The following is a 12,525-nucleotide window of genomic DNA, read 5'->3' on the forward strand; positions in this document are numbered from 1 at the left end:
TCTCCTTCCATTTTTTACAAAAACATCATAACACGCAATTTTAAATAATACAACTGTATCATTTTAAGTTACTCTGGCATTTTTTTCGGCTAGTGTCTCCGCAGAGAGCCACCCCTCCCCGTTTATTTATCTTCCAATCGATCCGATACATTACTTCCCGCACCCGAAATTCCCCCGAATATTTCGGTGATCATTGACAGTCATCTTTTCGCGTTTTGTCTCTCATTTCTCAAGCCAATCACATCTATGAGCACGAAAAGAGAAAGCCCCCTTTTTCTTATGAGAAAAAGAAGGCTTTCGACTATGTGTATACGCGTTACGCAAGTACCTCAACTGTGAAGCCACCAGGAGCTTTCACATAAAACGTCCATCCGTGCGATCTTACTGGCGGAGCTACTTTGTAACCATCTTCTTTTAAGCGTTGATTGATTTCATTTACTTTCTCTTCGCTCTCCTGGATGAAGCCGATATGAAATGTCTTGGGATATTGGACTTCGGCACCCTTCATCAAGGTAAACACCAGGCCGTTATCGTCAAATAGGACCCCAAAATTATCGCCACGGGCATCTGCCGACGTATCTAACTTTTTCAGGCCAAAATATTTCTCCAAGAAATCAGAAGCAGCTGGAACATCCGTAACGGTAAGATTGACGTGATTCAATTTCATAATGACCACACATCCTTTGCACGAGATTAATTCAAGCGTAGCACATTCATGCAAGTGCTAATCTTGACAGGCTCTGAGGCTGATCATTGTCATGAATATCCGTCACTTATCTTTAAGGTTTCACGATAAACCTATTTGTTCACAGCTACTTTTGATTTGTTTACGATATGAATGGCATGACCTAACACCGCTTCGGCAGCCTCCAGCCATAACTCGCTTAAAGTGGGATGCGGATGCATGGTTAACGCCACATCCTCTACACGTGCAGCAAGCTCAAGTGCAAGCACACCCTCCCCGATCAGGTTCGATGCATCAGCACCTACAACGTGCATTCCCAACAGCAAATGACTTTCTTGATCCACGATCACTTCTGCAAAACCTTCTCCTTCATCCATGGCGAGTGCTCTGCCATTCGCTCGATAAGGGAAGGCTGCTACTTTGACTTTATACCCTTGAAGCTCTGCCTCTTCTCGTGTCATCCCCACACCCGCAATTTGCGGCTCGGTAAAAATCACATAAGGGACATAAGGGGAATCTACACTGCTAGGCAGCCCTGCGATCACCTCGGCTGCCACAATCCCTTGCTTCGTCGCACGATGGGCTAACGCAGGGCCAGGTGTTACATCGCCAATGGCAAAAATATGCGACTTGTTCGTACTACCAGTCGATGTCACCGGAATATAGCCGCGCTCGTCCATTTCTACTCCCGCCTGCGCAAGGCCAAGTTCACCTGTGTTAGGCACTCGCCCAATAGTGACGAGCGTTTTATGTGCCGTGATACTTTCAGAACCGTTCTTTTCCGAAGTACATACGAGTGTGACTCTTCCGTTCGCTACCTCAGCCTTTTCTACTTTTGTCGCGATCTTTACCGTCGTCCCGAGCTGTTTTGCCTGCTTGAGCACTTCTTGGGAGAGATGGGCAGCTGTTTGCGGCAAAATGCGCTGGGTTGCCTCAATGACGGTCACCTGTGATCCAAGCTTGGCAAACGCCATCCCGAGCTCCATTCCAATATAACCCCCGCCGATAATAGCCAGTGTTTCCGGTACTTCATCCAATGCCAGCATATCAGTAGAATCCAGAATATATTCTCCATCTGTTTTCAAAAACGGTGGAATGAATGGACGTGATCCTGTCGCGATAATCGCTTGTTTGAATTTGTACGTTTCAAAATCGCCACTCGTCTCTACGCCAATCCGATCACTCGAGAGAAATGTCGCTGTCCCCTTTACGACTGTAACCCCATTGGCCTGGCAGAGATAATCGACCCCATTGTTCAGTTGAGCAACGACAGAGGACTTCCACGTCTGCCAGCTCGACATATGGAAGGTCGATTTCCCTGTAGGCAGTTGGATTCCAAGCTTATTCAGACTACTTAGCTTGTGGTATTCACCTGCTGTATGAATCAATGCTTTCGACGGAATGCATCCGCGATTCAAGCAGACTCCACCCAGTACTTCTTTTTCAATTAGAACGACCGATTTCCCCAGCTGCCCGAGACGAATAGCGGCTGCATAACCTCCTGGCCCACCACCGATGACAACCACATCTGTTTCGACTGCTACTTCGCCGACTACCATCTATACCATCTCCGCAAACAATAGATTCGGATCTTCCAGCAGCTCCTTGATCCGGTTGGTAAAACGCACTGCCGTCACACCATCGATCAGGCGGTGATCAAACGAAAGTGACAAGTTCATCATCCAGCGAATGACCCCTTCATCCTCACGCACAACCCATCGTTTCTCCATTTTGTGCAAACTGATAATGGCCACTTCGGGGTGATTAATGATGGGAGTTGCTTGCAGTCCCCCGATTGGACCTACATTGCTGATCGTGAAAGTGCCGCCTGTTATGTGTTCCATGGTCAATTTGCCTTCGCGAGCCAAGCGAGCCAGTTGATCGATTTCTTCTGCGAGTTGAAAAATCGATTTGTGGTCTGCATCCTTGATGACTGGTACGATCAATCCCTCAGGCGTATCTGTAGCAATGCCGATATGGTAAAAGCGCTTGAGCAAGATTTCATTCGTATGCTCGTCAATCGATGCATTAAGCGTCGGGAATTCCTTCAGTGCAATAACCAACGCCTTGATAAAGAACGGCAGGAAGGTCAACTTGATATTTCGCTTATCCGCATGTGACTTTAACTTTTCACGCAAAGCACGCAGCTGATCCATCTCCAGCTCATCGACAGAAGTAACATGCGGAATGATTGTGACTGATTTCACCATATGCTCGGCAATCTTTTTCCGGATGCCTTTTAACGGTAGCCGTTCGATATCTCCCTGTGACGAGGTGGCTACACGCGTAGCGGACCCTGTTTTCGGCTGAACAACTGCTTCAGTCTCAACCGCGACTGTACATGCCTCTAACAAACGCTCATTGCCAGTAGCCGTCGTTGGAAACTTAGCTGGTGCAGATTTTTGCAGTCGATTGGCGAATTGGCGCAAATCTTCTTCCGTCACACGCCCCGCTGCTCCTGTACCCGTGACCAACTCGATATCCAGCTTCATCTCCCGTGCTAGCTGCCGAACGTATGGCGTGGCCAATGAGCGTCGGTGATCAGCACGAGCTGGTGCAAAATTGACTGTTTTTTCCGGGTTTACGACCTTTTCTGGAAGCTTTGTCTCTTCCTTCTTTGCATCCGTTCCTGCATCGATCACGAGAAGGGTAGTTCCGACCTCTACTGTTTCCCCTTCCGCTATGAAAATTTCACGAATGATACCAGTCACTGGCGCAGACAACTCGGCATTCACCTTGTCAGTCTGCACCTCCAAGAGTGGCTGATCCTGTTGAACGGATTCACCCGTTCGTACCAGCACTTTTACGATTTCTCCTTCATGCATACCTTCTCCCACATCAGGAAGCTTGAACTCAACCATATGACTCGCTCCTTCTCTTAAAACGTAGCCGTTTCCATAATTCCGTCCTTCACGCGTTCAGCTGTTGGCAAATAGTCATCCTCGATGCTAAATTGCGGGACGGGCACGTCATATCCGGTAATCCGTTTCACGGGAGCCTTCATGTAAATCAATGCTTCATCATTGATGATGGAGATGATCTCTGCACCCAAGCCAGCAGTCTTATGCGCTTCGTGTACGACAACTGCACGTCCAGTCTTTTTGACCGAGGCTATGATCGTATCCCGATCCAATGGATAGAGCGTGCGCAGATCAATGACTTCACAACTCAAGCCGTTTTCACGCTCGATCTGTTTCGCAGCATCCTCTGCGACACGAAGCATCGCTCCCCAAGCAAAAATGGATACATCCGAGCCTTCCTGGACGACCTTCGCTTTTCCGATGGGCACACGATACATTTCTTCCGGAACCTCTTGTTTAAATGCGCGATACAGCTTGGTCGGCTCTAAAAAAATGACTGGATCAGGATCTTCCATTGCTGCAATCAGCAAGCCTTTCGCATCATAAGGTGTGCTTGGTGCCACAACCTTTAAGCCAGGGACATGGGCAAAAAACGTTTCGACACTCTCCGAATGAAGCTCAGGACCGCGAATCCCTGCCCCGTACGGCGTGCGTATGACCATCGGTACATGGTACTGTCCGCGAGTCCGATAGCGCATGCGTGCAGCATGAGAAACAATTTGTTCAAAGCCCGGATAAATAAAAGCAAGGAATTGAATCTCGACCACAGGAATTTTCCCGTTCATGGCAAGACCGATTGCCGCCCCGATTATTCCCGCCTCAGCTAGCGGCGTGTCCACTACACGGTCCGGACCGTACTTGTGAATCAACTCTTCGGTCGCCCGGAACACGCCACCATTTACGCCAATATCCTCGCCGAGCAGCATCATGCGTGAATCATCTGCCAATTTTTGATCCATGGCTTCCGTGATTGCTTGAATCATCGTCAGTTTGCGTTTCATGCTGGGATTCCCTCCTGCTTCGATGGCTTGACGAGTTCGCTCTCCTGTTCCGTTGCCATCCACGATGGTTCAGCGTAGACGTGCTTGAACATGTCTTCCGGCTTGGACTTCGGATAGCTTTCTGCTTCGACAAGAGCGGCGTCGATTTGTTCATTCACCCGTGCGATTAGCTCTACTTCCTTCGTTTCATTCCACAACCCTTGATTCTCCAGATATACACGTAGCCGTTGGAGTGGGTCGCGTTCTTGACGCCATTCCTCGGACAAGCTCTCTTGATCCCTGTATTTCTTCGGATCATCTGCGGTTGTGTGCGCGCCATAGCGGAATGTCACCGCTTCGATCAACGTCGGTCCTTTGCCATCTAACGCACGTTGCATGGCTTCTTTCATGGTCAGCCAAACAGCAAAGATATCATTACCGTCTATCCGAACCCCAGTGATGTCATACGCGGCCGAACGTTGTGCAATCGTTTTCGATGCAGACTGCTGCGAAAACGGAACGCTGATCGCGAAGCCGTTGTTTTGACAGAAGAAGATGGTCGGCGTTTGAAACACACCTGCAAAATTCAATGCCTCATGAAAATCGCCTTCTGAGCTTGCCCCGTCACCAAAGTAGGCGATGCTGACATGCTTTTCGTTTTGCAGCTTGCTCGCCCAAGCAGTCCCTACCGCATGAACCATTTGAGTCGCGATCGGTACACATGGCGGCATGATGTGCAGATGTTTCGGGCTGATACTCCCTTCCATGTGGCCCATCCAATAGAGAAACACCCGTGCCATGGATTGACCATGGACGATTGCTGCCGCATGGTCTCGGTAGGTCGGGAAAAGCCAATCTCCAGGTGTCAGTGCCATCGCGCTGCCTACTTGTGAAGCTTCCTGCCCTTCAAAGGGAGCATACGTGCCCATTCTGCCTTGTCGCTGCAAGTTAATCGACTTGCGGTCAAACTGGCGAACCAGCACCATATTTTCATACATCTTGATCATCGTTGCCTCGTCTAATTGCCCCTTGAGATCGCCTACCAGCTCACCCGCTGGACTCAATACCTGATATAATGAAGACATGGAAACATCCCTCTCTTTTCGCTGAAAAACACCTTGGTGTCTTTCGATATTGTGACTCTGCTCGTCATGCTTCTGCTTTCCTCCCTATAGAAGAGCAAGTAGCATGCCAATCATTTGAAAGCGATTTCACAACAATACGATTCGAAAATGCTCATTTTTGCATATGCATGATTGCACACAGATGATTAATTCTGATTATTCCGTTTACAAGCCTACTTAGGAGGACTTCGATGTATCAAACCAAGTATTTCCAGGCCAGTGACAATCATGAGCTGGCAAAATTGCTGACAACCATTTTCAGTACGTCCCACGATGGATTGGCGATCTGTGACCGTAACGGCTACGTCCTGCTCTACAATGAGGCGTACTTGAACATCACGGGAGTTCCCGCCGACATCTTGAATAATTTTAGCTTTATGGAGCAAAAAGAAATGCATCTTGTTCCTGACTCTTCTGCTGTACGTACGATTTTGACAAAACAAACCCATAGTGTCGTGATCGATTATGCAAACGGTCGGCAAGCGATTAACACGGCTACTCCGCTGCTCGATCCAAACAAGGAATTATTGTTTGTCGTGGGAAATGTGCGTGACGTCACAGAGCTGAATCAGCTTCAGAAGGAGCTGGAGGAAACACGTCAAATCAGTTCGGCATATCAAAGGGCGCTGGAGCATATCCAAACCGATGGTGACTTTGACGAGCAGATCATTTATCGCAGTGGGCTCATGCATCGAATCGCTTCACTCGCCAAACGCTTTGCGACCAACGACTCCCCCGTCCTTTTGCTAGGCGAGTCGGGTGTCGGTAAGGATGTCATGGCGAATTACATTCACGCCCAAAGCGGACGTACAGGGGAATTTATTAAGATAAACTGTGGGGCCATTCCCGAGCATTTGCTCGAGTCCGAATTGTTTGGCTATGAGAAAGGCGCCTTTACGGGGGCAAGTCAATCGAAGGAGGGATTGTTTGAGCTAGCGGATCGAGGAACCATTTTTCTCGATGAGATTGGAGACCTCCCTTTTCCTTTACAGGTGAAGCTCTTGAATGTATTGCAGGATGGGCGGATTCGCAGACTCGGGGGAAAAACCTCGCGTCAGGTTAACATGCGAATCATCGCTGCCACCAATAGCGACCTGGAATCGATGGTGGAACAAAAACGGTTTCGGCAGGATTTGTTCTACCGGCTAAATGTACTTGCTCTCACCATTCCACCCTTGCGTGAACGCCGCGAGGATATTCCGGCTCTCATTTTCTACTATTTGAAAAAGCTCGAATGGAAGTACCAGCAAGAAATGCGCATCGAAACAGATGCGTTAGAGGCACTGATGGATTATGACTGGCCAGGGAATACACGCGAGCTGAAAAATGTGGTGGAACGTTCTTTCCACATGTGTGAAAATGGGCGAATTACATTTGATCAGTTACCGGTGTCCATTCGCAATACCCAGCAGACAGCCCTGCCGCTCCATCTCGCCAAAATGGATGAGCTGTTGCCGCTAAAAGAAGCGGTCGAACGGTTTGAACGTGCGTATATCCAACGCCTCTTGAAAGAGACAGACACCATGCAGCAGTGTGCGGATAAGCTGCAAGTGAACATATCCACGCTCGTGCGAAAAAAACGCAGCCTCAGAATTAAATAGCGCAAAAGGAAAAGCCCGATACGCGTAGGTTCGGGCTTTCTCGTTATTTCAGAGTGTGGTCTCGCAAAACATCCGAGGGCTATTTCACAAGCCCTTCTCTTAATGTGTGGATCCCATGCTCCAGATACCCCTTCAAACAGCTTAAGACGTACACCCAGCCTTCTTTGTTGTCGACTATTTTTTGAAGGAGCGCAGGATCATTTTCTTGAAAACCCTCTTCGTTCACTTCAATGATCGTCGTGGCTTCATCCAACGCTTTTAAGGTAATCGTTACGGTATTTTCTTCTCCAGCCCACTGGAAAAAGATGCGCTTATTCACTTCGATTTCGTGAACGGTAATCCCTACTTCTGCGTTGTAAATATCGAAGAATAACGTAATGTTCTTCCCTTCCTCCCACCTTGCCGAGCTGGAAGAGAACCAGAAGTTGCCGATTTTCGCCGGGTCCACGAAAGCTTCGAACACTTCATGCGCAGGTCTGTTAATCTGAAATTTTGTAAGATTATTCATGCGTCCGTCAACTCGCTTTCTGATTGCTGCTTCCACCGTATCATAATCACATTTGCGAGACAAACGATAGAATGACTCCCTTTTATTCTTTTACTGCCCCAGAAGTAAGGCCAGAGATAATTCGCCTTTGGAAAATCAACACCATTACTACGAGAGGGATCGTCACGATGATGGAGGCAGCAGATATTTCTCCCCACGGAATTGTAAACATTCCCTGAAACATAACGATTCCCACAGGCACAGTCTTCATCGCTTCCTGTGTATTCAACGTCAGGGCGAACAAAAATTCGTTCCACGCTGCTATAAAAACGAGGATGGCCGTCGTAAAAACCCCAGGCATGGCGAGTGGGAAAAACACTTTGGTCATCGTCTGCCAAATGCTCGCGCCGTCTACTTTGGCTGCTTCGCCCAAATCACTCGGTATTTTGCGAAAAAAGATGGTCAAATTCCAGATCGCAAGCGGCAGCGCGAAAGTTGTATAAGGAATGATCAGACCGATGTAGCTGTTTGTTAAGCCCATCGATTGCATGAACATAAAAATAGGCGAAATAGTAGCGATCTGCGGAAACATGGACACAGCCAGTACGACACCCAATATAATTGTCTTTCCCCGAAAGGACAGCCAGGCAATCGCATAGGCAGCAAAAGAAGCGATCGTAATGGAGTAAAGTGTGGTTAACGTCGCCACGACAGTCGAATTCCACAAGTAACGGGCAAACGGTCTTTCCGTGAAGACGCGGACAAAGTTGTCAAACGAAGGATTTTGGATGATAAAATGAAAGGCTCGCTCTCCAAACAGCTCCGCTGGTGGCTTCAATGCTGCGAGGAGAATCCATAAAAACGGGAACATCACTAGAAAGACGAAAAGCAGTAAACCCACGTAAAACAAGGGACCCGTATGTTTGCGCATCCAATCACCTCCTTATTTGCCACTGCCATCACTCAGCAGATCAGCTCCTAATATTTTGACATAGCCGATGGAGATCAGCGCCACACATAAAAAGACAATGACTGCGAGCGCGGAGCCTTCTCCGAAGCTCATTTGAGCAAACATCGTTTTGTACGCGTAAATAGAAATGGTCTCGGTCGAGTTCCCAGGTGCCCCACCTGTCAGCGTGTAAATCAAATCAAACACACGAAATGCATCCAATGTACGGAACAATAATGCCACCAAAATGGTTGATTTCAGCATCGGAAGCGTAATACGAAAAAATTGCTGGGTGCGGGTTGCACCGTCCACAGAAGCTGCTTCATACAAGCTTTGCGGGATCGTTTGCAGGCCAGCGAATAAGAGCAAGGCCATGAATGGCGTCGTCTTCCACACATCTGCCAAAATAACGGAAAACATGGCGCCAGCCTTAGTCGTCAAGAGCATCCCCATATCTGAGATCAGCCCTGCCTGCTCAAAAAGATAGGCGACGATGCCATTTTGCCCGTCGTACAAAAACTTCCACATCATCGCGGAGATAACAGTTGGAATCGCCCACGGTATTAACACGGTTGCTCGAACAAGACTCCTTCCATGAAAAGGTCGATTGATCAACAGGGCAATCAATATACCGAGCACCAATTCAATGGCAACGGAGATAACGGTAAAAAACGCCGTATTGTACAGAGCCCCCCACATCCGAGCGTCTGTAAAAAACTTCTTGTAGTAGGCAAAGCCAACAAAGTTGGGCTCGATAATCGAAGCTTCAATGCCTTGGATTACGCCAAGAGCACCCTCTGGCTTTGCAAGCAGCTTTTGTTCACTCATTTGCAAAAGAACCGCCCTGACTTCCGCCAAGCTAGTTTTGATTGCGTCTGTTTGTTCGTTCGAGAGGCTCACATATTTGAGTTCTGTGGGGACTGGTTTAAATTCCAGCAATAGCTGGTCGATCATTTGGTATCGGCTCGCGATCTCGCCTGTTTGGTTGAGGGAAGTGTTCATTTGTTCGATTTGCGCTTGGAGCGCGTTCAATTTTTCCTTTGATGACCCTTCTGCAGAGTCCACCTCCCTCTTCACATACCGGAGCAGATTGGGTAACGTACTGACGTAGCGCTCCATATCTAGTCCGTATGAAGAGTGAATCTCTGATTTCGTCGGATCGTTCAACCGGATGTCGTGCAGACTGATCCAAAAGGATCGCATGACAGGCCAAATCGCGATAACAAGTATGATGAGCAGTGCAGGAAAAATCAGCAAATACCCCATCTGTTTTTCTGAGAGAGACATTTTGGTTGATCGATTCATCCGTTCACCACCTTCCTTCCCACTAGAAGCTTGCTTGTGATTGCCCGATCGTTTTGTAACTTCCAAGGAAGCCGGTTAGACCCCCTTGGAAGCCCCACATGTTGCCGCTTATTTTTTCATCAGGTCGTTCATCTGCGTTTCCATGTTTTGCACCGCTTGCTCGGCTGTTTGCTGCCCTGCAAGCGCTTTGGATACTTCGATCTGGATCACTTCCGAAATTTTTGGATAGATCGGAGTCGTTGGACGAGATACAGCAGCGCTTACGCCATCGACGAAATCTTTGTTGGCAAACAACGGACTGGCTTTTTGAACATCAGCATCATCGTAGGCCGGCAAATAGGTTGGTGCGAGCCCACCTTCTACCGCGGATATTTTCTGACCCTCTGGACCTGCCATGAATTTGAGGAATGCCCACGCTTCTTTCGGGTGCTTCGAGAACTTGTTGATTCCGCCCATCCAACCGCCGAGTGCTGCTGCGGAGCCTGCATCGCCAGCTGGCAGTGGAGCGATCGCGACTTGACCGACGATTTTGGACTGAGCCTGATCCTGCGCCAACGCGAACTGATACGGCCAGTTGCGGATAAACGGTGCCTGCCCCTCGAGGAATGCCGTATGTGATTCCGGCTCCATGAATGTGGTGATATTGGTTGGGACGAAATCGGATTTGACGACCTCGATCATTTTTTTCAACCCTTTGATCGTAGCTGGATTGTTGACCGCTACTTTTCCTTGTTCATCCAAAATTTTTCCACCGTACGATGCACTGAACTCGACAAAGTTACAAACCAAACCTTCATATTGCTTGGCTTGCATCAAGTAGCCGAACTTCGTGCCGCCCTTGCCCTTCGTTGCTTTTGCTTGGGCAATCAAGTCATCCCACGTCTTTGGAGCTTCAGTTACGAGATCTTTGCGGTAGAACAAGAGACCCGCGTCGATAAACTTGGGCATGGTCCATTGCTGGCCGCCAAAGTTCCCAGCATCCATGGCCCCTTTGATATATTTTCCGGTTTCAATTCCATCTTGCTCCATCAGGCGATCGAGCGGCAGGAGATAACCCGCTTGTGCGAATTCAGCCGGCCAAATGACATCGAGGTCAAACACGTCGATCTCCGACGATTGTGCACTGAACATCGTGACGTACTGGTCATGGCTTTGTCCTGTATCCGCAGGCATTTCGCGAATCTCAATCTCGATATTCGGATTTGCTTTTTGAAACGCCTCCACGAGCTTTACAGTGGAATCCGTTGAGTCTTTGCCCCGTGCGTAGACGAGCTTGATTTTTTCTGCTGGTTGCTGTGCTGGCTCTGTTTTGGGTGCGGATGGTGTTGCAGGTTGTGATGGGGTTGTATCCGTAGAAGCTTGCTGTGGTGTGGAGGAACATGCTGCCAATGAAAAGGCCATTACTAAGGTAAGTCCAACGGATGTAAGTCTTTTCACAACTTTCATCTAAGTAACCCCCTATGCTATGTTTTAAAACGCACTGCTTCACCTTTTTGTGCGGATGCGTAGATGGCTTCGATCAATCTGTTGATGTACAAGGCTTGTTCCGGTGTGCAGAGAACCTCTGCCTTCCCTTCGATGGCGTCGATGAAATTACGGAATAAGAGTACGCGTTCTTTTTGAGGCTTTGGTTTTATTTCTGTCGAGGCAGTTACGCCGTTCCACTCGTGGTAAAGCGTGAACTGGTTATCCAATAAACGCAGGGATGCCCCGCCCTCTTGTCCATACAGTTGAAGGAAAACGTTTTCCTCTTCAATGTGAGAAGCCCAGCTTGCATCAAGCGTAAGCGACAATCCGTTTTCAAAAGTGATCATCGCTACAGCCATATCTTCCACGTCAAACTTCCCGCTATCGTCGATCCTGCCCCACTCTGACAAGCCACGTTTGTGAGGCCCGAATTGCGCGTACGTTTGCCCGAGGACGGATACAGGCTTTGGATGATCCAAGAGCCACAAGGTCAAATCGAGCATATGTACGCCGATATCAATCAACGGACCGCCGCCTGCCCATTCTTTTTGTGTAAACCAGCTTCCCCATCCTGGAATTCCATTTCGTCTGACCCAACCGGTCTTGGCGTGATAAATGTTTCCCAGCTTTCCTTCTTTCAGCCACGTTTTGACTTGTAGGGAATCGCTTCGGAATCGGTTGTTTTGTGCGACCATGAGGATTTTATCTGCTTTCTTCGCGGCTTCGATCATTTCTGTTGCTTCCTGGGCATTCATCGCCATCGGCTTTTCGCACAGCAAGTGTTTGCCTGCTGCAAGCGCACTTTTGGTTGCTTCTGCATGCAAGTAGTTCGGGACACAAACAATGATCGCGTCTGTATCAGACTCTTGTAGCATGGCCTCGTATTCGGTGAAAACCTGTGGGATGTCATGCCGCTTTGCACGATAGGAAGCCATTTCTGCGGAAATATCTGCAATGGCAACTACCTCTGCTCGCGGCTCTTCCTTGATCGCCTCCAAGTGTGCTTCTGTAATCCCACCTGCACCGATGATTCCGATTTTCCATTTGCGCCGATTCGTCATTTTCT

The 12,525-nt window shown here is 48.5% G+C and carries 11 protein-coding genes; 1 reads left to right on the forward strand and 10 read right to left on the reverse strand.

The features are described 5' to 3' along the window. Positions 1-316: 316 nt before the first annotated feature. The 5 genes from HPY27_RS06420 to pdhA all read right to left on the reverse strand — a co-directional run bounded on the left by HPY27_RS06420 (position 317) and on the right by pdhA (position 5,611). The gene (locus HPY27_RS06420) at positions 317-667 is read right to left on the reverse strand and encodes a VOC family protein (RefSeq protein WP_017248396.1); all 351 of its coding nucleotides are present in this window, start codon (positions 665-667) and stop codon (positions 317-319) included. Between the two features lie 131 nt (positions 668-798). Beyond that, on the reverse strand, positions 799-2,244 hold the full coding sequence (lpdA, locus tag HPY27_RS06425; RefSeq protein ID WP_174224622.1) for a dihydrolipoyl dehydrogenase: 1,446 nt from the start codon (positions 2,242-2,244) through the stop codon (positions 799-801). Beyond that, a complete protein-coding gene (locus tag HPY27_RS06430; protein ID WP_174224623.1) occupies positions 2,245-3,546 on the reverse strand; it encodes a dihydrolipoamide acetyltransferase family protein in 1,302 nt (433 codons plus the stop codon). It abuts the gene before it with no gap. 17 nt (positions 3,547-3,563) lie between these two features. Further along, positions 3,564-4,547, reverse strand: a complete 984-nt coding sequence (locus HPY27_RS06435) for an alpha-ketoacid dehydrogenase subunit beta (RefSeq protein WP_174224624.1) — start codon at positions 4,545-4,547, stop codon at positions 3,564-3,566. Beyond that, on the reverse strand, positions 4,544-5,611 hold the full coding sequence (gene pdhA, locus HPY27_RS06440) for a pyruvate dehydrogenase (acetyl-transferring) E1 component subunit alpha (RefSeq protein ID WP_173621746.1): 1,068 nt from the start codon (positions 5,609-5,611) through the stop codon (positions 4,544-4,546). Before pdhA ends, HPY27_RS06435 begins: the two co-directional genes overlap by 4 nt. Positions 5,612-5,841: 230 nt before the next feature. Here pdhA and HPY27_RS06445 point away from each other — a divergent pair, with 230 nt between their 5' ends. Further along, positions 5,842-7,251, forward strand: coding sequence for a sigma-54 interaction domain-containing protein (locus tag HPY27_RS06445; protein ID WP_017248391.1), 1,410 nt, complete (start codon positions 5,842-5,844; stop codon positions 7,249-7,251). 79 nt (positions 7,252-7,330) lie between these two features. On the opposite strand, the gene HPY27_RS06450 is transcribed toward HPY27_RS06445, so the two are convergent. The 5 genes from HPY27_RS06450 to HPY27_RS06470 form a co-directional block, all read right to left on the reverse strand. Beyond that, entirely contained in the window at positions 7,331-7,822 is a 492-nt protein-coding gene (locus tag HPY27_RS06450) for an SRPBCC family protein (protein ID WP_174224625.1), read from the reverse strand. Positions 7,823-7,841: 19 nt separating this feature from the next. Next, a complete protein-coding gene (locus HPY27_RS06455; RefSeq protein WP_017248389.1) occupies positions 7,842-8,669 on the reverse strand; it encodes a carbohydrate ABC transporter permease in 828 nt (275 codons plus the stop codon). Between the two features lie 12 nt (positions 8,670-8,681). Then, positions 8,682-9,992, reverse strand: a complete 1,311-nt coding sequence (locus HPY27_RS06460; protein ID WP_174224626.1) for a carbohydrate ABC transporter permease — start codon at positions 9,990-9,992, stop codon at positions 8,682-8,684. 108 nt (positions 9,993-10,100) lie between these two features. Beyond that, positions 10,101-11,438: an ABC transporter substrate-binding protein gene (locus tag HPY27_RS06465; protein ID WP_174224627.1), complete on the reverse strand. Its 1,338-nt coding sequence runs from the start codon at positions 11,436-11,438 to the stop codon at positions 10,101-10,103. Positions 11,439-11,455: 17 nt separating this feature from the next. Next, complete coding sequence (locus HPY27_RS06470) at positions 11,456-12,520, reverse strand: Gfo/Idh/MocA family protein (RefSeq protein ID WP_173621742.1); 1,065 nt, start codon at positions 12,518-12,520, stop codon at positions 11,456-11,458. Between the last annotated feature and the right edge of the window lie 5 nt (positions 12,521-12,525).

Origin of the sequence: Brevibacillus sp. HB1.1 (genome assembly GCF_013332445.1) — a bacterium.
In the GTDB taxonomy this organism is placed as follows: Bacteria; Bacillota; Bacilli; order Brevibacillales; family Brevibacillaceae; genus Brevibacillus; species Brevibacillus porteri.

What these genes read in the sequence shown, in the direction of transcription:
- HPY27_RS06420 (WP_017248396.1), bottom strand. Translation starts at nt 667, where the DNA reads ATGAAATTGAATCACGTCAATCTTACCGTTACGGATGTTCCAGCTGCT.
- HPY27_RS06460 (WP_174224626.1), bottom strand. Translation starts at nt 9,992, where the DNA reads ATGAATCGATCAACCAAAATGTCTCTCTCAGAAAAACAGATGGGGTAT.
- lpdA (WP_174224622.1), bottom strand. Translation starts at nt 2,244, where the DNA reads ATGGTAGTCGGCGAAGTAGCAGTCGAAACAGATGTGGTTGTCATCGGT.
- HPY27_RS06445 (WP_017248391.1), top strand. Translation starts at nt 5,842, where the DNA reads ATGTATCAAACCAAGTATTTCCAGGCCAGTGACAATCATGAGCTGGCA.
- HPY27_RS06465 (WP_174224627.1), bottom strand. Translation starts at nt 11,438, where the DNA reads ATGAAAGTTGTGAAAAGACTTACATCCGTTGGACTTACCTTAGTAATG.
- HPY27_RS06455 (WP_017248389.1), bottom strand. Translation starts at nt 8,669, where the DNA reads ATGCGCAAACATACGGGTCCCTTGTTTTACGTGGGTTTACTGCTTTTC.
- HPY27_RS06470 (WP_173621742.1), bottom strand. Translation starts at nt 12,520, where the DNA reads ATGACGAATCGGCGCAAATGGAAAATCGGAATCATCGGTGCAGGTGGG.
- pdhA (WP_173621746.1), bottom strand. Translation starts at nt 5,611, where the DNA reads ATGTCTTCATTATATCAGGTATTGAGTCCAGCGGGTGAGCTGGTAGGC.
- HPY27_RS06435 (WP_174224624.1), bottom strand. Translation starts at nt 4,547, where the DNA reads ATGAAACGCAAACTGACGATGATTCAAGCAATCACGGAAGCCATGGAT.
- HPY27_RS06430 (WP_174224623.1), bottom strand. Translation starts at nt 3,546, where the DNA reads ATGGTTGAGTTCAAGCTTCCTGATGTGGGAGAAGGTATGCATGAAGGA.